Origin of the sequence: Pricia mediterranea (genome assembly GCF_032248455.1) — a bacterium.
Taxonomy (GTDB): Bacteria; Bacteroidota; Bacteroidia; order Flavobacteriales; family Flavobacteriaceae; genus Pricia; species Pricia mediterranea.
Genome location: NZ_JAVTTP010000001.1, coordinates 2077629 through 2099749, shown reverse-complemented (window position 1 = coordinate 2099749; position 22121 = coordinate 2077629). Strand labels below are relative to the sequence as shown.

Below are 22121 nucleotides of genomic sequence, written 5' to 3'. Positions count from 1 at the left end.
GATTGGCATTAAACTTATTTTAGTTCCGCCGGGAACCGCGGTTATAAGAGGAATTCAAGGGAGGTTTACCGTTTTAGTATTTTCGCTAGATATTTTATCTCGTCGGATTCAATGCGTTTTTTTTCGTACTTGTGGTTCGCCAGCCATACCATGCTTCCGGCGATGGCTTCCGGTCGAATGGACCGGTATTTTTCCAGGGATCCGACCAGAACGAAATTGGCAACCTTCATCAGTTGCTTGAATATCCATTCGCCCCATCGTTTTTCTTTTCGCCTGCCCCCGATCAACGAGGGTTGCAGTATATGGGTTTTGGGAATATTCTCGGCCAGGACGGCCTCCTCCATTTCCCCTTTGACCCTGTTGTAAAAGACGGAACTTTTCGGATTGGCGCCGAGCGCGGAAATTACGATAAAGGTGCCTATCCCGTTTTCTTTGCAGTGTTTGGCGGCATGAACGGGCAATCCGTAATCTATATTTTTGTATTCTTCTTGATCCGGGGTCTTAGACTTCGTAGTGCCGATGCAGCAAAAAAGTTCCTCGGCGTGAAAATGGGCGGCAAATCCTTCCATGTCCATGAGGTCGCCCAGATGTTCCTCCATCTTCGGATGGGAAAATGCCACGCTCGACCGTGAGAACAGTTTTATTGTTCCGTAGCGGTCGTCTTCCAGTAAAAGGCGAAGGAGCCTTCCACCGGTCAGTCCGGTCGCCCCCAAGATGATTGCGGTCTTCATTTTTGTGAAACTTGTTATAAATTTACAACATGCAGGAAGATTTTCCCTTACGAAAGATCATTCATGTCGATATGGATGCCTTCTACGCCTCGGTAGAACAATTGGACAATCCTGATCTGCGGGGCAAACCTATTGCGGTCGGGGGAAGTTCGCAGCGGGGCGTGGTGGCGGCGGCCAGCTATGAGGCCAGAAAATTCGGGGTGCACAGCGCCATGAGCAGTGTTTTTGCCAAACGGAACTGTCCCGATTTGGTATTTGTCAAGGCCCGGTTCGACCGCTATCGGGAAATATCGAAACAGGTACGGGAGATTTTTTATGAGTTTACCGATTTGGTGGAGCCGCTCTCTTTGGACGAGGCCTATCTTGATGTGACCGAAAATAAACAGGAAAACCCCTCGGCTACCAAAATTGCCCGTTTAATCCGTCGTCGTATCAAGGAGGAAACGGGACTCAACGCCTCCGCCGGGATTTCGATCAACAAGTTTATCGCCAAGGTGGCCAGTGACATCAACAAGCCCAACGGACAAAAAACGATTGACCCCGAAGACGTGCTGCCATTTCTTGAACAGCTCGAAATCCGAAAGTTCCACGGGGTGGGGAAGGTAACGGCCGATAAAATGTACCGGTTGGGCATTTTTACAGGGAAAGACCTGAAAAAAAAGTCGTTGGAAACCTTGACCGAAAACTTTGGAAAAAATGGCAGGTACTATTATGATGTCGTCCGTGGGATTCACATGAGCGAGGTAAAGGCCCATCGTATTCCAAAGTCGGTCGGGGCGGAAAGAACCTTCAATGAAAACCTCAGCAGCGAAATCTTTATGCTCGAACGCCTGGAGCATATCTCCAAAGAGATCGAAAGGCGGCTTAAGAAGTCCGGAATTGCCGGCAAGACGGTGACCCTGAAAATCAAGTACAGCGATTTTAGCCTGAATACGCGCAGCAAAACGCTGCCCGATTTTATCGATGCCAAAGAAATGATTTTGGAGACGGCCCGGCAACTGCTGTACCAAGAAGAGCTTCAAAACTCCGTTCGTTTACTGGGCATCTCGCTGTCCAACCTCAATACAGGGGACGAAGACAAACCGCCCCAAAAATCGGTATCGGTTCAGCTGAGATTCGGATTATAGCGTACCGGGCGACAAAAGCGACGGTCAGGAGAACGGAATCCATTTGGGCGCAAAAAGGAAGGGCAACAAGCTAGAAGCCGCCCTATCAATGCGTCCTATGCGATACTGGCCCACCGGGGACCTCGTTGTTCTTGGACACAGCAAGAAGGATTCCGGCCAGGGTAGAGCCGGAGCGGAACAGAAAGAGGCTCCAAAACCGGCCATTGTAGCTGTTGGTGCCGAACCAGAGATTCTCGCCCCGGGACCCCATCACCGATACGCTCAAATCCGGTATCCGATTCGCAAATGCAGATTGGCGGCGGCCTCGCCTTCGTTTTCGGCAAAGCCGGCACTTTTGGCAAAGGCAAAACGATCCCCGATCCCTAATCCGGCCTCATAGTTGAAACGGGGTCCGATATTGCGTTTGATGCCCCAGGTGGGGATAATGGTGATTTGATCGATGACTTGGATATCATCATAGTTCGATATCACGAACCAATCAGGCAATAAGCTGGTTTTTAGCGAAACAAAATTACTTGCATTGGCATCGATGTTACGTGATCGAGAGCTCCTTTTATTCAGGTTGTAGTACCATCGAGGTTCGAGAGTAAGGGTCGGGATCAACAAAAACCCGGTGCCGTTGTAGTAACGGCTACCCCCGAAAAGGCCTGCATCCAGGCCGATCTCACTCCGTAGGGCAATCTGGTCTACCAATCTACTTTCGTTGTGGATCCACAATCCCAAGACTCCTGTCTGCACCCCGAAAATGGACTTGTCGACCGATGTGTCCTGGGCGTAGAGGGAGAGGTTCAGTCCAAATAACAGTAAGAGCAGTGTTGTCCTTTTTATGTTCATGGATCTGAGGGCTTATGGTTGTAATTCCTCACATAAATGTAGTTGATTTTAGAATACGGGTTTTATTCCCGCTTCGGTTTTTGCCGTCGCGCCTTCTTTTCGGCGTTTCGCTTTTTTGATTTGAGGCGTTTTTCTATAGCAGAGCGTTTTGGCTTTGTCCTTTGACGTACCTTAGGGACCCGCAGCTCGGCACGCATCGTTTCAAAAAACCTTTTGATGACCAGGTCTTTGTTCCGATGTTGGCTTCGGGTCTCCTCGCAAGCCAAGTGTAGTACGTGGTCCTTGGTCAACCTAGTCCCCAGCTGACGGTAAAGACGCTCTTTTTGATTTCGGGAAAGGGCCTGTGAGTTTTCGACGTCAAAGCTGAGCTCTATCTTGGTGGACACCTTATTCACGTGCTGTCCACCGGCCCCACCGCTCCTGACCGCCTTAAACTCCAGTTCCTGAAGGGCTGTCTTCTTTTTCATACATTTAAATGTTTTTAATTATTTAGAGATAAGCTAATTAAAAAATTGAGAACGTATGTAACCGCTGCGCTCTCGCATGAAAAATTTTAAACATCACCTTTGGTGAACAAATTTTTCAAATTTGTTCATGCTCGTTTCATGATAAAATATCCGGGATTCTTTGGTTAAGGGTCTCGATGGAAACGTTCAGAAAAACGACCTTCCCGCTGTCGAAGGGACTATGGTGGTGAAAATAAACATCCTGTCCCTCATAGGCCGCGACAATCATGTAGTGATGTCCCATATAAAAGGCCTCTTTCACAATTACCTCGAGTCCCGATTGATCTGAAACCTTGAATTCATGGGCGTATACGATAATTCTGCGTTTGGTGTCGGCATATGATTTTACGATGTTGACGGGTATTTTGTTTGCTTCCCCGAACATGGAGGCGATATACAGGTCTTTGGGGTGTTCGTAAAGTTTTTTGGGAGTATCCGTTGCAATGATATTCCTGTCCCTTAACACCATGATCCGGTCAGCAAAGGGCAAGATGTCCAAGGGGTCGTGGGTGGCGGTTAGTATGGTAATATTTTTACGCTTTAAATAACCGAACAGATTTCTGCGCAATTGGTTCTTTCGAAAGTTGTCGATGTGGCTGAAAGGTTCATCCAATAACAAGACCTCGGGCTCTTGGGCCAGCACCCGGGCAAGGGCCACCCTTTGTTGCTGCCCTCCGCTGAGATGTCTAACCTTGGTGTCGGCGAAGTCGGTCATCTGCAACATGTCCAAGAGCTCTTGGATACGAAACTGCATTTCTTCGGGTTCAAAAACGGAGAGAAACTCGCCGACGTTCTCCTTGACCGTGGTGTAGGGCATCAGATCAAACTCTTGGGAGAGGTACTTCATGTTGGGCTCCCCGGGCACCAGATTGTAGGAAGGCCCCATGACCTGGACGTTGTTCCAATGTACCTCGCCGATTTCGATGTGCAACAGACCATACACAATTTTTAAGAGCGTACTTTTACCACAGCCGCTTTCTCCGATAATCGAAACATGTTCCCCTTTGGCCACCTTGAAATCGATGTTCTCCAATACGGGTACACCGTCGGCATAGGAAAACGAAACATGGTCTAGGTGTAACATTTACAGCTGCACGTTTTTGGGACTATAAAAAATCCATCCCGTAAGAAACGTATTTTCCGCCAAAATATCGATGTTCAAAAAATTAATCTTTGAACTTTTTCAATATCGACTGGTTCGGCAATTCCCCGAATCCCATATTGTAAAAAGTAAACCCGAAGATGTCAGCATACTGCTCGATGGTCTTGCTTACCGGGGTCCCGGCCCCGTGACCGGCGTTCGTCTCGATACGAATCAAAACAGGGTTGTCGCCTGTCTGTTTGTGCTGCAGCTCGGCCGCAAACTTAAAACTGTGGGCGGGTACGACCCGGTCGTCGTGGTCGCCGGTGGTGATAAGCGTGGCGGGGTACTCGGTACCTGCCTCAATATTGTGCACGGGGGAATAGCCTTTGAGGTAGTGGAACATTTCCTGGCTATCTTCCACTGTACCGTAGTCGTAGGCCCAGCCAGCCCCGGCCGTAAAGGTGTGATAGCGCAGCATGTCCATCACCCCGACCGCGGGGAGCGCTACTTGCATCAAATCGGGTCGTTGCGTCATCGTTGCCCCCACTAAGAGCCCGCCGTTACTTCCACCGCGAATCGCTAAATAATCCGATGTCGTATAGTTGTTTTCTATCAGGTATTCGGCTGCGGCGATAAAGTCATCAAAAACGTTTTGTTTCTTCATTTTGATGCCCTCCTCATGCCATTTTTTACCGTATTCGCCTCCGCCACGGATGTTGGGTACGGCATAGATACCGCCCTGCTCCATCCAAACGGTGTTGGCTATACTGAAAGAGGGAGTGATGCTGATGTTAAATCCTCCATAGGCGTACAAGAGGGTGGGGTTTTTACCGTTCAGCTCCAATCCCTTTTTGTGGGTGATGATCATGGGGATTTTCGTTCCGTCCTTCGAGGTATAAAATACCTGCTTCGACTCGTATTCATCAGGATTAAAATCGATATCCGGTTTCCAGTAAAGCTCGTATTCGCCGCTCTTCACATTGTATTTGTAGGATGATCCCGGAGTGATATAATTGGTGAAATAGAAATAGAACTCCGTATCCTCTTTCTTGCCCCCAAATCCGGATGCGCTACCGACCCCAGGAAGCTTTATTTCCCGGATCATCTTGCCCTCATAATCATATTGCATCACCTTGGATACGGCATCGACCATATATTCCGTAAAAAAGTAGCCGCCCCCGGTACTCGGGGCAAGCACGTTTTCGGTTTCCGGGATAAAATCCTTCCAGTTGTCAGGTGAGGGCTCCGCGGCATCGACCGTAACTATTTTTTTGTTCGGCGCGTCGCGGTTTGTGACGATATAAAGTTTCGAACCGACGTTATCGATGAGGTAGTTGTCCGAATCCGTATCCCCAACAATGGGAACGAGTTGTCCGTTCGGGTCTTGCAGGTCTTGAATGAACAATTTATTCCCCGAGGTCGAGGTGGCCGCGGAAAGGGTCAGATAACGTTGGTCTTCGCTCACGGAAGCCCCAATATACCGGTGCTTCTCGTCGGGACCACCCCCATATACCAATCGGTCTTCTTGTTGTGAGGTGCCCAGCTTGTGAAAATATAACTTGTGCCGGTCTGTCTTCGTCGAGAGTTCGCTGCCTTCGGGCTTGTCGTAGCTGGAATAGTAAAAACCCTCGTTGCCTTTCCATGCCAACCCGCTGAATTTGATGTCGGTCAGGGTATCTTCGACAATCTCCTTGGTTTCGGTGTCAATAACGATGGCCTTGCGCCAATCGCTGCCGCCCTCGGAAATTAAGTATCCGGCCAAGGATCCGTCTTTGGTAAAGCTCAGGCCTGCAAGGGAGGTGGTTCCGTCATCGGAAAAGGTGTTCGGATCTAAAAACACTTCCGGGGCCGCGTCGTTCTTTTGTCTGTACACGACGTATTGATCCTGCAGGCCGTCGTTTTTGTAAAAGTAGGTGTAATCCCCCTCCTTGAAGGGGGAGCCCAGTTTCTCATAATTCCAGAGCTTTTCCAACCGATTTCTCAGGGCATCGCGAAAGGGAATCTCTTCCAGATAACCGAAAGTCACTTCGTTTTCGGCCTTGACCCAGGCTTCGGTTTGCGCACTTCGGTCGTCTTCGAGCCAGCGGTAGGGGTCTTTTACTTCGGTATCGAAATAAGTATCCGTGGAATCGACTCTTTTGGTATCGGGATAGTTCACTGCGATGTTCTGTTTTTGGGATTCGGATTGACAGGCCATAAGCAGGTTGGCCATGGCAGCCACAACAATTAATTTTTTCATTTCGATGAATTAAAGCGCTAAAATTAGCAATACCCCACGGAGGCAGGAAGATTTTAACCGAATATTTAGAAAATAGAGTAGTGACGCACTTTCTAGGTCGGACTATGTCGTATTACGGACACATGGGTACGGTGGTGCGAAGTTGCTTCACGCCGTGTCCGTACTGGTGTGGACTAAAAAATTTCAATGGGAAACTGTGCCTTAAACCAACTTGTTTTTTACCAAGTATTCCGCTATCTGAACCGCATTGGTAGCCGCTCCTTTGCGAAGGTTGTCAGATACGATCCACATGTTCAGGGTGTTGCGATTGGATTCATCGCGGCGGATGCGGCCTACGAATACCTCATCTTTGTCATGCGCGTAGATGGGCATGGGGTAAGTGTTGGTATCGGGATTGTCCTGAACCGTTACCCCGGGGGTGTCGTTCAGTATTTGACGGACCTCATTGAGGTCAAAATCATGATGGAACTCTACGTTGACCGACTCCGAGTGACCCCCGGAGGTTGGAATGCGTACGGCGGTAGCACTGATAGAAAAGCTGCGGTCGTCCAATATCTTTTGGGGTTCGCGGGCGAGTTTCATTTCTTCCTTGGTATATCCGTTTTCCATAAAAACATCGCAATGCGGCAGCGCATTGCGGTTGATTGGGTACGGATAGGCCATTTCTCCCTGTACGCCGGCCGTCTCGTTATCCAGCTGAATAACGGCTTTCACCCCTGTTCCTGATACCGATTGGTATGTTGAGACGATGGCCCGCTTCATCTTGTATTTGTAATGTAGGGGAGCCAAGGCCATGACCAATTGAATGGTAGAGCAATTGGGGTTGGCGATAATTTTATCCATTTTGGTCAAGGTGGATGCGTTGATTTCGGGAACCACCAATTTTTTGTCCGGATCCATCCGCCAAGCGGAACTGTTATCGATGACCGTAGTACCCGCGTCCGCGAATTTGGGTGCCCATTCCAAAGACGTGTCCCCACCGGCAGAAAAAATGGCAATATCGGGGCGTGCCGCTACGGCATCCGACAAACCTATTATGATGTAATCTTTGTCTCTATACGATAGTTTTTTGCCCACAGAACGTTCCGAGGCGACCAAGAGCAGGTCTGTAATCGGAAATTTACGCTCGGCCAATACCCTTAGCATCACTTCACCAACCATTCCGGTGGCCCCAACAACAGCTACTTTCATCTGAATCGAATTTTAAGGAACAAATGTAATTCAATGCTTACTATTGGGCAAGCAATTAGGTTTAAAAGCAGAGGAATATAACAAAATGTTGTTTTTACAACAAAGGGACGGGATTACACTTCATTGTTCGAGGAGTCAGGACTCAGGTGGCCAAACTTTCCATGCGAAAGCCATTGAGGCCCTGTAAGGGTGAAATAGCCTAGCTTATGGTGGAGGACTCCATTAGCTTATCATTCAGTCAGTTATATCTCCAAAAGTTCACAATTTGCCCCCATTAATCGCTGGCACCTACCGCTCTGAATGTTAAGGCAAATGGCCTATTTTCAACAACAGGTTCCTATAAAAAAATCGCCCAAAGAACTTGCGAAGTCCTACAGGCGATTAAATATTAGTGCATGATGTAGCGGTGTTGTCCCGGTAAAACGCGGAACACGTATGCGGTTAATTTTGCTTTTTCAATTCATCGCGGATTTCAATAAGCAATTCTTCGGTGGTCGGACCTTTAGGCGCGGCTTTGGGCTCTGGCTCCGGCTCGCGCACCTTATTGTACGACCTCACGATCATGAATAGCACGAACCCGACGATAATCAGATTGATGATCGAATTGACCCAAGCTCCATAACGAACGGCACTTTCTGGTTTTTCCACGGTTCCGTCGGCGGCGACGATGGCTTCGGACAAAACTACTTTCATCTCCGAGAAATCCATTCCCCCTGCAAAATAGCCGACAACGGGCATCATGATGTCATTTACGAATCCGTTGACAACAAGTCCCACGGCACCTGCCAGGATTACGGCGACTGCCAGATCAATGACGTTGCCGGTCATGATAAAATTCTTAAATTCTTTCCACATGGTTTTTGATTTTTTAAAGGATTGATTGTTTAAACTGCCGCAAAGTAGTGAATAAAAGGAAGTAATGCGAGATCTCGGCAGACATTTGTTACGTGAGAACGACCCGTTTTACCCGTTGGGAGATTGCAGTTAAAATCTCGTAGGAGATAGTAGCGGCATCCTTTGCGAATGATTGCGCGGTATGATGGCCTCCGAAAACGATGACCTGGTCGCCCTCTCTGCAATCGATGCCGGTTACATCTACCATAATCATGTCCATGCACACATTTCCTACAATGGGCGCTTTTTTCCCTTGGATGGTAACATGGGCTTTCCCCTTGCCGTATTGCCTGCCGATTCCGTCCGCATGGCCGATGGGTAGGGTCGCGATCAACCGGGGCGAAGTGGCGATATACCCCCGATTATAGCTAACGCTTTCCCCGGATTCAATTCGGTGTATCTGGGAAATCACGGTTTTCAGGGTGGCCACGGGCCGGAGCTGGACATCGATTTTGGGACTGTTGCCGAATCCGTAAAGGCCGATTCCGCTACGGACCATATCGTACTGGTATTCATGGTAATTGATAATACCCGAGGTGTTCAACAAATGTCGGAAAGGCCGGGCATCCAACTTTTTATTGATTTCCAGGGATATTCCTTCAAAGATGGCGATCTGTTTTTGTGTAAAATCGCGTTGGTTCAGGTCTTCGGAGGCCGCCAAATGCGAAAAATAGGAAACTACCCCAACCTCCTCCCTGGCATTTAGGTGTTGGACAATAAAATCTACGTCATGACCTGTAAACCCTATTCGATTGAGCCCTGTATTGAACTTGAGATGTATGGGATAGTCCGTTTGGGATTTCCTTTTCGCGGCTTCCAGAAATTCCCTTAAAATTTTACGGGAATACAGGCTTGGCTCCATACCGTGCTCGATAATGGCATCGAAGCTGATCGGTAAAGGATGCAGTACTAAAATCCGAGTTCGGATACCGGCATCCCGAAGTACCATTCCTTCTTTGGCGTAGGCAACGGCAAGGTAGTCCGCCCCTAGGGCTTCCAGTTTTTTGGCGATCGCGACCGAGTCACTTCCATAGGCAAAGGCCTTTACTACCCCTAAAAATCGGGTTTCCGGTCTTAGCCTTCCTTTTAAATACCGGTAATTGTGTTCTAAGGCCCGCAGGTCGATTTCAAGAACGGTCTCGGTCGCTTTAGGCATCGGGTTTCTTTATGTTGGCGCTGACATCCTCTATATCCACGGTCATTTTTCCAAGTCTTTCCTCAAGCATGGCCTTATAGAACGCTCCCCGGCTCAAGGGTTCGTAAGCTTCGGTCTCGCCCAGCAGTACCAGATCGTCGATGTTCGATTTTCTATAGCTATAATGAGCCAGGTTACCGGTTCGGGTACAGACGGCGTGCACTTTGGTTACATATTCTGCGGTTGCCATCAGGGCCGGCATGGGGCCAAATGGATTTCCCTTGTAATCCATATCAAGACCGGCGACTACCACCCGAATACCTTTGTTGGCCAAGTCGTTGCAGACGGTGACGATTTCAGTATCGAAAAACTGGGCCTCGTCGATGCCGACAACGTCACAAGTAGCGCCCAATGTGCGGATTTTGGTGGCGCTGGGGACAGCAGTGGAACGTATCTCATTGGCATCGTGCGAGATTACTCTGTCCCTTTCATACCGGGTATCGACCATTGGCGTGAAGATCTCGACCTTTTGTTTGGCGAATTGGGCGCGCTTCAATCTGCGGATAAGCTCTTCGGTCTTCCCGGAGAACATAGAACCGGAGATGACTTCGATCCAACCGAATTGTTCTTTGGGGTTGACCGTGTTTTCGAGAAACATTTTGTAATTTTAGACGAAAATGCGGGGTTTTCCGTTATTGATATATAGGGTTAAGGCCAACAAAGATAGACATACCGATTTACGGATACCAAAAAAAAAGAGCGATGAAGAAAAAGTTAAAAGAAGAATTGAGGAAGTTATCCGCCGATATCATTACGTCCCACGACAAGAACGATATAGGGGAGCTTTACGAGGCGGCCAAAGAACTTTACGAAAAATTAGCTGTTTTACGATTTATAGAGGACAAGCTGAACCATATGGAAATCGATGTATCCAAAAGCGTCGTTGCCGCCAAGTTCGAGAAAATAGCGAATGCGGTGTTAAATGAAAATTCATCCGTGCCGGAAAGCAATCCGCATGATGAGGATATTATGATACCCGGAATAGATACGATCAAAGACATGGTTTCCGAGATGCCCGCGGATCCCCAGGTCGATGAGATGTTGGCAGAATTTCTGTCCAAGCCGGACTATATGAAGAACGACAAGGAACTATTTATGCCCCAAAAAGAGGCTCCTGTCAAAAGGGAGGTCCTGACCGGGCCGTCAGGTAAGAACATCTCGGGCAAGCGACTAAAAGTCGATTTGAACAACCGTTTGGCTTTCGTGAAACATCTTTTCGGCGGCAGTATGGAAGATTATAACAGAGTGCTTTCGCAATTGAATACCATCGATAGTCATGAGCGCTCGGTATCTTTCATCGAAAACATGGTCAAACCCGACTACAATCATTGGGCGGGCAAAGAGGAGTACGCGGAGCGTTTTATGCTTCTGATAGAGCGTAGGTTCTCGTAGACGCACGGAATTTAAAAAATGGCCGGAATTCGTGTGAACGATTTCCGGTCTCTTGCCTTTACGAATGGGAAAATTGTATTTGATTCCGACCCCAATCGGCAATTTGGAGGATATGACCTTTCGATCCCTGCGGATATTAAAGGAAGTGGATGTTATTTTGGCCGAGGATACTCGCACCAGCGGAAAGCTGTTACAACATTATGAGATTGTCACCCCGATGCAGCCCCATCACATGCACAACGAGCATAAGACAGTAGATGCTGTCGTCAAACGCATACAGGCCGGGGAGACCATGGCCCTAATTTCCGATGCCGGTACCCCGGCAATTTCAGATCCAGGGTTTCTTTTGACCCGCGCCTGTGTGGACCGAGGGATCGAGGTAGATTGCCTTCCGGGGGCTACGGCTTTCGTTCCCGCCTTGGTCAATAGCGCACTTCCCAACGACAGGTTCGTCTTCGAGGGATTTCTTCCTCCTAAAAAAGGGCGACAAACGCGCTTGAAGATTTTGGCCGAGGAAAACCGTACGATGGTCTTTTACGAATCTCCCTACAAACTGCTCAAGACCCTTATCGACTTTGTGAGCTATTTTGGTGCCGATCGGCCCGTTTCGGTTTCCCGTGAGCTGAGCAAACTGTACGAAGAAACGGTCCGGGGTAGTGCCGAAGAGGTATTGCGGCACTATTCCGATAAACCCCCGAAAGGAGAGATTGTGGTGGTGGTCGGAGGGAAGAAATAGCTATTCTACGCAAATTTCGGGCATTCCCGCCCCAAGTTTTTTAGGGCATCTATTTGTTGTACATTTATCCTTCACAAGAACTAAAAACTATGTCCGAAAAAAATCACGTTACTACCAAATGGCTTGGTAATATGGTCTTTGAGAGCACTAATCCCTCGGGATTGGACCTAAAGATCGATGCGGGTCCCGATGACGGTGGCGAAGGCAAGGGGTTTCGCCCCAAAGCACTCATGCTATCCGGGTTGGCAGGTTGTTCCGCCCTGGATATCGCGGGACTTATTAAAAAGATGAAATTGGACGTCGATGATTTCCACATCGAGACCATTGCCGATCTCACCGATGTACATCCGAAATTCTATGATAAAGTAGTGGTCGAGTACCATTTTCACGGCAGCGATCTTGATGAAAAAAAATTGCAACGGGCGGTGGACCTTTCGGTGGAAAAATACTGTGGCGTGATGGAAATGTTCCGGCGGTTTGCCGAAATGGAAATCAAAACGGTGTTTCACGACAAATAAAGATTTTGGCAGGCTTCAATTACCGCCTTAGCTTATGCGAAAAAAGAACTCGTTGCACCTCCATTTGGCCAGTGCCGCTGCATCTTGTCAACTTGCGGACTACACTGGCCGCAATGATTACTCACCGATATCGAACTCTATAGAAAATGCGCTGGACCATCAAGGCCAAACCCGAACAATACCAAATCGACCAGCTTTCTAAAGCCCTGAACGTTGACGGGCTCATCGCTCAGTTGTTGATACAACGCGGTGTAAAGACTTATGAACATGCCAAAAAATTCTTCCGGCCCCAATTATCAGACTTGCACGATCCGTTTTTGATGAGGGATATGGACGTGGCCGTCGAGCGCGTAAGAACGGCGATTGCAAACCACGAGAATATATTGGTGTATGGCGATTATGATGTCGATGGTACGACTTCCGTAGCCCTGCTATCATCTTACCTTTTATCTTATTATCCGAATGTTGCGACCTATATCCCCGATAGATATACTGAAGGGTACGGAGTTTCTTTTAAAGGTGTCGATTTCGCGGAAGACAATGGTTTCACGGTTATTGTTGCGTTGGACTGCGGAACCAAGGCTCTTGATCAAATAGATTATGCCAGAAAAAAAGAGATTGACTTTATTGTCTGCGATCACCACCGACCGGGGGCGCGTTTGCCCGAAGCCGTCGCTGTTTTGAATCCGAAGCGAAAGGATTGTCAATATCCGTACGAGGAGTTGTGTGGTTGTGGGGTCGGGTTCAAACTAGTACAGGCCTTGGCATCACACCGCGGGCAGACTATTGACGACCTAGTTCCCTATCTCGATCTGGTGGCAACCGCGATAGGGGCGGATATCGTTCCGATAAGCGGAGAAAACCGGGTGTTGGCCTATTTCGGACTTCAAGTTATCAATACAGCTCCCCGCAAAGGCTTAAGGGCCATCATCGAGCAGACCAAAAAAAAACAGCAGTTCACCCTGACCGATGTTGTCTTTATCATAGCCCCCCGGATTAACGCCGCCGGGCGGATGGAGCACGGGCAGCACGCCGTAAACTTGCTGACGGAAACGGATCTGGTCAAGGCCAGGGACTTAGCCGCCAAAATCGAAAAGTTTAATTTCGATCGTAGAGGACTGGACCGGGACATTACCGAGCAAGCCTTATTACAGATACGGGAAAACAAGGAAGAGGAGCGCTTTACTTCCGTCGTTTACCATGAATCATGGCATAAAGGGGTCATCGGCATCGTGGCCTCCCGCTTGACGGAAACCTACTACAGGCCTACCTTGGTCTTTACCAAAAGCGGAGATAAATTGGCCGCGTCAGCCCGTTCGGTCAAAGGGTTCGATGTCTATAATGCCCTAGAGGGATGCGCCGAGAGCATCGAACAGTTCGGGGGCCACAAGTATGCAGCGGGTCTGACCTTGCTCGAAGAACAGTTCGAGGCCTTCAAGAATAAGTTCGAGGAAGTAGTATCCGAGAGCATCGACCCGCATTTGCTCACTCCCGAAATTTCGGTGGATGCGCAAATCCAATTCCGTCAAATCACCCCAAAACTGTTTCGGATCATGAAACAGTTCGCCCCGTTCGGACCTAAAAACCGAATGCCGGTATTTATGGCCGAACGCCTTCAGGATACGGGATACGCAAAAAATGTCGGGGATGGGGGCAAGCATCTCAAGCTGTCCATCGTGCAAAAAGGTAGAGGTCCTGTAGGGGCCATCGGTTTTAACCTGGGGCACAAATTAGCGACAGTTACGGGAAGAAAGCCGTTCGACGCCGTTTTTTCGTTGGAAGAAAACGAATGGCAGGGCCACGTCAGCCTTCAATTAAAGCTGAAAGACATACGCTAATATGGATCCGTACGCCGCGCTCCGTTTTAAGGAGTTCAATATATTTCTTATCGTTCGTTTTTCCATGGTCTTTGCATGGTCCATGCAGTTTATCGTTATAGAATGGCAGGTCTATTCGATGACCAAAGACCCTCTGTCACTGGGGATTATAGGGTTGATGGAAGTTATACCCGCAGTATCTACGGCGCTGTTTGCCGGGCATATCGTCGATCAAAAGGAAAAACGTAACCTGTTGATCAAGTGCATCCTCGGTTTTTCGATAATCAGTTTCGGACTTTTTGCCCTGAGCCTCCCCTCCGTATTGGCGGAATGGGAAACGCAGCAGGTACTCTATGGAATCTACTTTTTGGTGTTTTTAGGGGGAATTGTGCGTGCCTTTCTCGGGCCGACCATCTTCTCGCTGATCGCCTTGATCGTTCCCAAAAGAATATATCCGAACGCGGCAACCTGGAGCAGTACTACCTGGCAATTGGCAGGAGTGCTGGGACCCGCCTTGGCAGGTTTTTCCATTAGCTGGATCGGGGTACACTGGTCCATGTGCGTAATCTTCGGATTTTCGGTGTTCGCCCTGATTTTTCTCTCCCAGATCTCGAGAAAGCCGATTCTCAACCCAAAGATTGGGGAGCCGGTTTTTCAGAGTTTGCGCGAGGGCCTCAAGTTCGTTTTTGGTACAAAAGCCATTTTTGGGGCGTTGACCTTGGATATGATTGCCGTACTTTTCGGAGGGGCCGTGGCGCTCCTACCGATCTACGCCCAAGACATATTGCACGTCGGTGCGGAGGGATTCGGCGTATTGCGGGCCGCTCCGGCGGTGGGTGCTGCTTTGATGATGTTCGGTTCCACCCGATTTCCGTTACACAAGAACGCGGGCAAGAAATTATTGCTGGCCGTCTTTGGTTTCGGGATCTGTATCATTGTATTCGGGCTATCGACCTCGTTTTGGCTGTCGGTGGCCGCTCTGTTCTTGAGCGGAGGGGTCGATGGTATCTCCATGATCATCCGCCAAACTATTTTACAATTAAAAACGCCGGACAACATGAGGGGGCGAGTGGCCTCCGTCAATTCGATGTTCGTAGGGTCCTCAAACGAGTTGGGCGCTTTCGAAAGTGGAGTGGCCGCCAAGCTACTGGGAACGGTAGCCGCAGTGGTTTTCGGAGGCACCATGACCTTGTTGACCGTGGGAATTACGGCCTGGGTCTCCCCGACTTTTAGGAATCTGGACTTACAGGATGACGTGAAAGCGCACGAAGCGGAAGATTGAAGTTCCCCTTATGCCTACGGAGTTGTTCTCAAAACCCATTCAATCCCATCCAATGAAAGGAAGGTTTTGAGCCATTCGCCATTTTTGTTTTAAGAGAAGACGGGGTAGGTTCTCGAATCAATCTTTGTATTCCTTGAGGCTTAATGCTTCCCCGTCAAAGACGGCATAGGTAAAATAGTGAATCCAATCCCCAAGGTTGAGGTATTTCGATTTTTCGTTAAGAGCGATATTCAGGGGAAGGTGGCGATGGCCGAAAACAAAATAGTCGTAGTGTCGGGTTTCCAATTTACGTTTCGCGTATTGTACCAACCATTCCTTCTCCTCTCCCAGGAATTTGGCATCATCGTCACCCGAAATCAGTTTGTTCTTGACGGAAAAGTACTGTGCCAAGCGAACCCCAATATCGGGATGCAGCCATCTGAAGAACCATTTGGCAACGGGATTGGTAAACAGTTTCTTCATCCGTTTGTAGCCCTTATCGTGCGGTCCGAGTCCGTCGCCATGACCTACAAAAAAAGATATCCCGTTCATCTCGAACTCTTGGGGTCCGTGGAACACCGGGATGTTGAGTTCATCCTCAAAATAGCCGTGCATCCAGAGGTCATGGTTGCCCACGAAGTAGTAGATAGGGATACCCGAATCGGAGATTTCCGCCAGCTTGCCCAAGGTCCGGGTAAAACCTTTTGGTACGACTGTTGAATACTCGAACCAAAAATCGAAAAGATCGCCCAGTAAAAACAGGGCCGCAGCATCTTTCTTTATAGTATCCAGCCATGCCACGAACTTTTTTTCCCGGGGCAGGCTTTGCGCGGGCGTGGGGGCTCCCAAGTGGTTGTCACTGGCAAAATATACTTTTTTTCCTTCGGGAATGCTGATGGTCGTCATTAAGGGTAAAGATAGGAAAATCCGACAGGGCTACTACCATTCTATGTCATGGATGCGTAAAGGAGTCAATTTCGGTGAATAAACACAGGATTAAGCGCAATCGATATAATAAAGGCTACTAAAAATCACAAGGAAGTTTTAACTTGGGCGTTCGGAGGACGTGTTTCTTAAATCGCCTAGTTGTCGGCCGCAAACCACTCCGCGTACGACGTTTCGGTCTCCTGCAACTTTAGGGAATAGAGTTGAATATTTTTCGGCAATCTCTTCTTGATCTTTGCCGCAAAATCGATGACCATGTTTTCGCTGGTCGGCTGATAATCGGCCAAGATGACCTGATGTTCTCGCTGCATCAGTTCTTTTGCCAGTTCGACATGCGGCGTGTTCTTGTTAAAGACCGTGGCGTGATCGAGCTTATCGACAATTTCTTCCTTCACGATTTTTTTCAGGTCGCCGAAGTCGATGACCATGCCCAATTTTACGTGCGAGTTATCCGTAATCGGCGTACCGATGACTGTCACGGAAAGTTTGTAACTGTGTCCGTGCACGTTGCGACACTTGCCGTCATAACCGTACAGCGCGTGCCCGGTCTCGAAATTAAACTGTTTGGTGATACGAATTTTGCCCATACTGCATTTTTGTAGGGCAAAGGTAACGATTTTGAAAATCGAAGTGGATTACGGAAAGAATTTGTAGATATCGTAGTGTTTGGCGATTTGAAGCGCAAGAGTGCCCACGCCACCGCCCGCACCATTGATCAGAATCTACTGGTTGGGTTGGATCTCGCCCACGTCGATAAGCCCTCGAACGGCCAACATGGCCGCGTGCGGAATGGCGGCGGCGGCCGCGAAAGTCATCCCGTTCGGCTTATGGGCAAGGGATTTGGCGTCAACACAGGCATATTCGGCGAAAGTTCCAAAACCGGTTTCCGATGTATCGCCGTATACTGCATCGCCTGTTTGGAAAGCGGAAACATTTTTGCCCACGGCTTCGACGGTTCCGGCCAGTTCCATGCCAGAAATGGGTTTTTTTGGCTTGGTAATACCGAAAAGCAGGCGATAGAGGTAGGGCCTACCCCGAACCATACTCCAGTCGTAATCGCTGATGGCGGTGGCATAGATTTTGACCAAAACCTCACGAGGCTTTGGAACGGGTTTAGGAACCTCAGCGAGCTGCAATTCTTCGGGAGGGCCGTATTTCGGGCAGATAATAGCTTTCATGGGATGGGCAGTGGGCGATTGTTGCCAAACCTCTAACAAGATTTGTATGTCCTGTAGTATAACGACGAAAAACGTCTCGATTTGCAACGATCCGGGCGCTAATCCATCGATGGCAACATTGAGATATGGATAAGGTTAAAGTCCATTATTACGAAACTTACAATTGCCTTTATACCTCGTAGGCTAGGGTCATTCTTTACGTAGCACCGTAATCCAAAGTATCGAGATTGCGGTTCATCCGTCCGGAGCCGATTGTCGGGCAATGTCGCATTAATCTCCTATTTAATTTTAATCGTCCCGTTTCTATATAGATTCAAGGCCTTGTTTAACAACAGCTCAATAGCTTCCAGCGGTAGATCTTTTTTCGGGTCGACCCGAAAAATCTTCATCCGCGAACGGTTTCCCCGTTCCAGATCGGAATGGTCTAGATGGTTGCCTTCCACAAATAGAATGTAAGGTTCTTTCGTTTTTTTATCCGTCCACAGATAGCAGAACATCTTTTTTCGGTAACAGAAGCAGGGCATGCCATATTTACGGGTCTCGGTAACCTTCTCGTCCATTTCCAGAATGATTTTACGCAGGGCCAGCAGACAACTTTTGTTGGGTTCTTCTTGGTGGAGATAGTAGGAGTTGGTTTCGCGGGTCATTGTTTTGGGATGTATTGGAATAGGGTATGTTTCGATTTTATCAGGGGCACGGTCGATGATACCGGGTTCGAGTCGTTTTTCTTTCGAGGTCAAATGAACGAACCAATCGCTGTCGTAATCCACCTCCAAGTCGAACAACTTGGTGTAGAAGTTTTTGCTGGTGGATAGGTCATCCGAGCAGATGTTTGTTAATAATCTGTTTATTTTCATCGTTGCGATTTTTTACAAGGCTTTCTTCCCAAGGTGTAAGTTAAAACGTTTTAGCTTCTACTTGATTTTAGGATGCGCTGATAAATGTTCAATACCGATAATTTGAAAGGCGCTTAGCGACGATTATTCCAAATGAATCCTTGAAAAATTATATTATTTTCGTAAAGTTCGGTGAGGTAAAATCCCGCGCATACAGCATCAACAACATTGCCAGAACAAATCTCTTAACAAATACACAATGCCAGAACTTCCCGAAGTACACGGGTATAAAGTCTATATCGACAGCACGTCGCTGCACAAAAACATTACGGCTTTCGACTGTCGCGACACAAAATTGCTTAAAATGCCTAAGTCGGATTTTGAGAAATACCTGTTGGGCGAAGCGTTTACCGAAACGAGGCGTATCGGTAAATATCTGTTTCTTCGCACCACCGGGCCCAAAGCGCTCGTCATGCATTTCGGGATGACCGGTCGCCCCAACTACTACAAAGATAAAGCGGACCGGTCGAAATTCGGGCATATCGAAATCACGTTCGAAAACGGGTTCCATCTGGCCTTCGAAAACAAACGAAAGTTCGGATGGTGGGACCTTGCCGATTCCATCGAATCTTTCAAAAACGACCGTGGGTTGAGCGATGACGCTCGCGACCTGTCGTTGGAGGATTTTAAAGCATCCTTAAGCAACCGTAAAACGCACGTCAAGAAAATCTTGATGGATCAGGGCGTGGCCGCCGGAGTAGGGAATTGGATGGCCGACGAAATCCTGTACCAGGCTAAAATCCATCCTGAGAAAAAGGTGGGGGACATGTCCGACGAGGATATCGAGGCCGTATTCGACGCCATGAAAAAAGTCATCGAGACCGCCATAGAGCACGACGCCCATTACAGCGATTTTCCGGAGAATTTTTTGATGCATTTTAGGAAAGAGGGCGCGACCTGCTATCATACTGGAGATGAAATACAGAAAATAAAGGTAGGGGGGCGTACGACCTATTTCTCTCCCGCATGGCAAGGGCTTTAGCAAGATTTCGCTTCTACTTGCCGTGCATTTTGTTCCCGCGCCAGCGGTTGAAAATGTAAATAGCGATCACGATGACCGCAAGCAGTAGAAAAATGATATTCCCATCCATAATTAGGGGGCTTTGTGATTATTTTTATGAGGTTCGACGATTTTGACTTACGACTGAAGAACGTCGGACTTAAGACATACTTGCTCTCCAGTATGCATTGTATTTAGTACTGCGTCTCGTGTTAGCTGGTTTTGCCTCCTTTTCTAACGGGAGACGCTACTTTTTGAATTTTGTCAAGGCGTTTTTCGTGAATTCGGAGAGGACCAGCTTTCCCGTAACGGCGGCACGTTCTGTCAGTAGACTATCCCAATCTGAAGTGCCTTCCCAAAGCACATTTTTCCATTGGGCCAAGGCATCTGGGTTGTATTTGGATAACTGGTCCGCAAAGAAATCCAGTTCCTTCTCCAGTTCCTTGAGGTCGTCGAAAACCTTGGAAAAGAGTCCCTTATCCTGTGCCCAGTAGGCACTTTTCCACTCTTTGGGGGAGAGGGACATCTCGGACAGTGCAGCCGCACCGATTTTTCGGGCAACGGCGGGTGCGATGACCAAGGGCGCAATGCCGATGGAAAGCTCCGATAAGCGGATGGATGCCGCCTCGGCTGCGAAAACATAGTCGCAGGCGGCGGCCAGCCCTACACCCCCGCCGACGGTCTTGCCCTGCACCCTTGCCACAATGGGTTTGGTACATTTTCGCATGGCGTTGATGACATTTGCAAAGCCGCTAAAAAAGACCTTGCCTTCTTCGAGGTTTGAAATTGCCGTCAGTTCGTCGAAAGACGCCCCGCCGCAAAAGGCCCGGTCGCCTTCCGATTTGAGTACGATGATCGTGATGGCATCATTTTCGGACAGCTTGTGGATTTTGTCGGCGAACCTGTTCAGCATTTCCAGCGTGAAAGAATTCCCGGCAGGATGTCCGAATTCCACCGTCGCGACCTTGCCGTTGATACTGGTATAAAGGCTTCCGTTCTGTCTGTCTGCTTGCATTGGATCGAGTTATAACTTGCTGTCAGGTCGAGTCTTACGAATTAAGTTTATGCCGAGCGCAGTCAAAGTATACAAGACAGGCGCAGTCGAGACCTCCTACTATACCATCCAAATTTAAGCGTTTTGCAGCAACGGCCGAAACTTCTTCCTGAATTTCCAGACCAAGGCACCACCCCGGATGAGCATCCAAACGGTAAAGGCCATCCAAATACCGTAAAGCTTCCAGTCCAGATACTTTCCGAGATAGAGCGTCGGAATAAAGCCCAAAAAAGTGGCCGCGAGCAAAGTATTCCTTAAATATTTCATTTCTCCCAATCCCTTGAAAAGTCCATCCAGTACAAATGCCACAGTGTTGATGGGCAATCCCAATATCAAGATAAAGAATACGGCATAGAAGGTCTCGAGCACGACCGTCTCGTTAGAGAAAATATTTCCAATCGGATAGTAGAACAAGAACGCGCTCCCCATCAATACAAGACTGACCACGACCCCATAGCCGGAGATTCTTTTGGCCAGCATCCATAAATCGTCATAGGCCCTCGCGCCCAAAAGCCGTCCTCCCATGATATTGGCCGCCGCGCCGTATCCATCGATAAAAAAGGACGAAAACAGCCACAGATTGATCGCAATCGTATGGGCACCGATATACTTCGGACCCATATCCGTAGCCTCCCGCACCGCCAGCAGCATGGCGACATTCAAGGCAATGGTCCTGACGAAAAGGTTAAGGCTCATACCGATCAGCCGCCTCAGTTCGGGGTTGATGGGGAGGCGCAGCTTCAAGCTGATATCCGTCTTCAGGTAGAGGAGTAAGAACGCCATAACGGCCATGCTGCCCTGGGCGATCAGGCTGGCCCATGCGGCGCCGTCGAGGTAGAGAGCGGGAATCCATCCTTCGACTCCATAGACCAACAGAAAGTCGAGACCGATATTGAGCACTGCCCCGGTTATGGCAATGAGCATGGGATAGTAGGTGTTCTGTAATCCCCTGAAAATACCCATTACGGCGAATACGAACAGGGTCAACGGGAAGCCCCAGACCCGAATGGAATAGTAGGAGACGCAATACTCCAAAATCTTTCCGGAAGCGTTGAACAGCCTGAAAATATCTTCGACAATATAAATGGTGGACAGCAAAACCAGTACGGCCAGCGAAATATTCAAAAAAATGGCCTGTGCGGGTAGCGTCTTAACCTCCTCGATCCGTCCGGCTCCTAGATACTGTGAAATAATGGCGGATATGGCACTACGGGTCTGCCCCAAGACCCAGATCAGCATGGAAAGAAACGACCCGACGATACCCGCCGCGGCCAGGGATTCTACCCCGTCAACGGGAATATTGCCGACAATGGCCGTATCGGTGATGGACAATAGCGGCTCGGCAATGCCCGCAATGGTCGCGGGAATCGCCAATCGGTTAATGGCCTTGAAGTTTATCGGTGTTTTCAAGGGCGGCAAGATATACGGAATCTATCGAAGCACCAACTTGTAGCTATGAAAAGGGGGATCACGGCACTGGAGAGATGACATTGCCCAACTTTTGATTCTTGAGCTCCAGTAAA

At 48.7% G+C, this 22121-nt stretch carries 23 protein-coding genes; 7 read left to right on the top strand and 16 right to left on the bottom strand.

Annotated elements, in window-relative coordinates:
• Nucleotides 1-65 precede the first annotated feature (65 nt).
• On the bottom strand, nucleotides 66-731 hold the full coding sequence (locus RQM65_RS08745) for an NAD(P)H-binding protein (protein ID WP_314014240.1): 666 nt from the start codon (nucleotides 729-731) through the stop codon (nucleotides 66-68).
• Between the two features lie 29 nt (nucleotides 732-760).
• On the opposite strand from RQM65_RS08745, the gene dinB reads away from it, so the two are divergent.
• Entirely contained in the window at nucleotides 761-1858 is a 1098-nt protein-coding gene (gene dinB / locus RQM65_RS08740) for a DNA polymerase IV (RefSeq protein WP_314014238.1), read from the top strand.
• Between the two features lie 85 nt (nucleotides 1859-1943).
• On the opposite strand, the gene RQM65_RS08735 is transcribed toward dinB, so the two are convergent.
• The 9 genes from RQM65_RS08735 to RQM65_RS08695 form a co-directional block, all read right to left on the bottom strand.
• Nucleotides 1944-2123, bottom strand: coding sequence for a hypothetical protein (locus RQM65_RS08735; RefSeq protein ID WP_314014236.1), 180 nt, complete (start codon nucleotides 2121-2123; stop codon nucleotides 1944-1946).
• On the bottom strand, nucleotides 2120-2692 hold the full coding sequence (locus RQM65_RS08730; RefSeq protein ID WP_314014235.1) for a hypothetical protein: 573 nt from the start codon (nucleotides 2690-2692) through the stop codon (nucleotides 2120-2122). The genes RQM65_RS08735 and RQM65_RS08730 overlap by 4 nt, the downstream gene beginning before the upstream one ends.
• Nucleotides 2693-2754: 62 nt before the next feature.
• Nucleotides 2755-3159, bottom strand: coding sequence for an alternative ribosome rescue aminoacyl-tRNA hydrolase ArfB (arfB, locus tag RQM65_RS08725; protein WP_314014234.1), 405 nt, complete (start codon nucleotides 3157-3159; stop codon nucleotides 2755-2757).
• Between the two features lie 136 nt (nucleotides 3160-3295).
• On the bottom strand, nucleotides 3296-4282 hold the full coding sequence (locus RQM65_RS08720; RefSeq protein WP_314014232.1) for an ABC transporter ATP-binding protein: 987 nt from the start codon (nucleotides 4280-4282) through the stop codon (nucleotides 3296-3298).
• Nucleotides 4283-4364: 82 nt separating this feature from the next.
• Nucleotides 4365-6521 carry a prolyl oligopeptidase family serine peptidase gene (locus RQM65_RS08715; protein WP_314014230.1) on the bottom strand — a complete coding sequence of 719 codons (2157 nt, stop codon included), beginning with the start codon at nucleotides 6519-6521 and terminating at the stop codon, nucleotides 4365-4367.
• 201 nt (nucleotides 6522-6722) lie between these two features.
• Nucleotides 6723-7712: an aspartate-semialdehyde dehydrogenase gene (locus tag RQM65_RS08710; RefSeq protein ID WP_314014229.1), complete on the bottom strand. Its 990-nt coding sequence runs from the start codon at nucleotides 7710-7712 to the stop codon at nucleotides 6723-6725.
• Nucleotides 7713-8153: 441 nt separating this feature from the next.
• The gene (mscL, locus tag RQM65_RS08705; RefSeq protein WP_314014227.1) at nucleotides 8154-8567 is read right to left on the bottom strand and encodes a large conductance mechanosensitive channel protein MscL; all 414 of its coding nucleotides are present in this window, start codon (nucleotides 8565-8567) and stop codon (nucleotides 8154-8156) included.
• Nucleotides 8568-8655: 88 nt separating this feature from the next.
• A complete protein-coding gene (gene alr / locus RQM65_RS08700) occupies nucleotides 8656-9762 on the bottom strand; it encodes an alanine racemase (RefSeq protein ID WP_314014225.1) in 1107 nt (368 codons plus the stop codon).
• On the bottom strand, nucleotides 9755-10399 hold the full coding sequence (locus tag RQM65_RS08695; protein WP_314014224.1) for a thymidine kinase: 645 nt from the start codon (nucleotides 10397-10399) through the stop codon (nucleotides 9755-9757). Before RQM65_RS08695 ends, alr begins: the two co-directional genes overlap by 8 nt.
• 104 nt (nucleotides 10400-10503) lie before the next feature.
• Here RQM65_RS08695 and RQM65_RS08690 point away from each other — a divergent pair, with 104 nt between their 5' ends.
• From RQM65_RS08690 to RQM65_RS08670, 5 genes are all read left to right on the top strand, one after another.
• On the top strand, nucleotides 10504-11193 hold the full coding sequence (locus tag RQM65_RS08690) for a DUF8457 domain-containing protein (protein WP_314014222.1): 690 nt from the start codon (nucleotides 10504-10506) through the stop codon (nucleotides 11191-11193).
• A 64-nt stretch (nucleotides 11194-11257) separates the two neighbouring features.
• On the top strand, nucleotides 11258-11929 hold the full coding sequence (rsmI, locus tag RQM65_RS08685; RefSeq protein ID WP_314014221.1) for a 16S rRNA (cytidine(1402)-2'-O)-methyltransferase: 672 nt from the start codon (nucleotides 11258-11260) through the stop codon (nucleotides 11927-11929).
• A gap of 89 nt (nucleotides 11930-12018) precedes the next feature.
• Nucleotides 12019-12447 (top strand): OsmC family protein, encoded by a 429-nt coding sequence (locus RQM65_RS08680; RefSeq protein ID WP_314014220.1) that lies wholly within the window; start codon nucleotides 12019-12021, stop codon nucleotides 12445-12447.
• 146 nt (nucleotides 12448-12593) lie between these two features.
• Complete coding sequence (gene recJ / locus RQM65_RS08675; RefSeq protein WP_314014218.1) at nucleotides 12594-14285, top strand: single-stranded-DNA-specific exonuclease RecJ; 1692 nt, start codon at nucleotides 12594-12596, stop codon at nucleotides 14283-14285.
• A 1-nt stretch (nucleotide 14286) separates the two neighbouring features.
• Nucleotides 14287-15546: an MFS transporter gene (locus tag RQM65_RS08670; protein WP_314014217.1), complete on the top strand. Its 1260-nt coding sequence runs from the start codon at nucleotides 14287-14289 to the stop codon at nucleotides 15544-15546.
• Nucleotides 15547-15663: 117 nt separating this feature from the next.
• Here the strand turns inward: RQM65_RS08670 and RQM65_RS08665 are convergent, their stop codons facing one another.
• The 4 genes from RQM65_RS08665 to RQM65_RS08650 form a co-directional block, all read right to left on the bottom strand.
• Complete coding sequence (locus tag RQM65_RS08665) at nucleotides 15664-16422, bottom strand: UDP-2,3-diacylglucosamine diphosphatase (RefSeq protein WP_314016818.1); 759 nt, start codon at nucleotides 16420-16422, stop codon at nucleotides 15664-15666.
• A 185-nt stretch (nucleotides 16423-16607) separates the two neighbouring features.
• Complete coding sequence (locus RQM65_RS08660; protein ID WP_314014215.1) at nucleotides 16608-17057, bottom strand: 6-pyruvoyl trahydropterin synthase family protein; 450 nt, start codon at nucleotides 17055-17057, stop codon at nucleotides 16608-16610.
• A 135-nt stretch (nucleotides 17058-17192) separates the two neighbouring features.
• Nucleotides 17193-17648 carry an alcohol dehydrogenase catalytic domain-containing protein gene (locus RQM65_RS08655; protein WP_314014214.1) on the bottom strand — a complete coding sequence of 152 codons (456 nt, stop codon included), beginning with the start codon at nucleotides 17646-17648 and terminating at the stop codon, nucleotides 17193-17195.
• Nucleotides 17649-17926: 278 nt separating this feature from the next.
• The gene (locus RQM65_RS08650) at nucleotides 17927-18505 is read right to left on the bottom strand and encodes a DUF1801 domain-containing protein (protein WP_314014212.1); all 579 of its coding nucleotides are present in this window, start codon (nucleotides 18503-18505) and stop codon (nucleotides 17927-17929) included.
• Between the two features lie 238 nt (nucleotides 18506-18743).
• Here RQM65_RS08650 and RQM65_RS08645 point away from each other — a divergent pair, with 238 nt between their 5' ends.
• Nucleotides 18744-19526: an Fpg/Nei family DNA glycosylase gene (locus tag RQM65_RS08645; RefSeq protein WP_314014210.1), complete on the top strand. Its 783-nt coding sequence runs from the start codon at nucleotides 18744-18746 to the stop codon at nucleotides 19524-19526.
• 265 nt (nucleotides 19527-19791) lie between these two features.
• Here RQM65_RS08645 and RQM65_RS08640 read toward each other — a convergent pair whose 3' ends face one another.
• On the bottom strand, nucleotides 19792-20559 hold the full coding sequence (locus tag RQM65_RS08640; protein WP_314014209.1) for an enoyl-CoA hydratase/isomerase family protein: 768 nt from the start codon (nucleotides 20557-20559) through the stop codon (nucleotides 19792-19794).
• 114 nt (nucleotides 20560-20673) lie between these two features.
• The gene (locus tag RQM65_RS08635; RefSeq protein WP_314014207.1) at nucleotides 20674-22008 is read right to left on the bottom strand and encodes an MATE family efflux transporter; all 1335 of its coding nucleotides are present in this window, start codon (nucleotides 22006-22008) and stop codon (nucleotides 20674-20676) included.
• Nucleotides 22009-22121 lie beyond the last annotated feature (113 nt).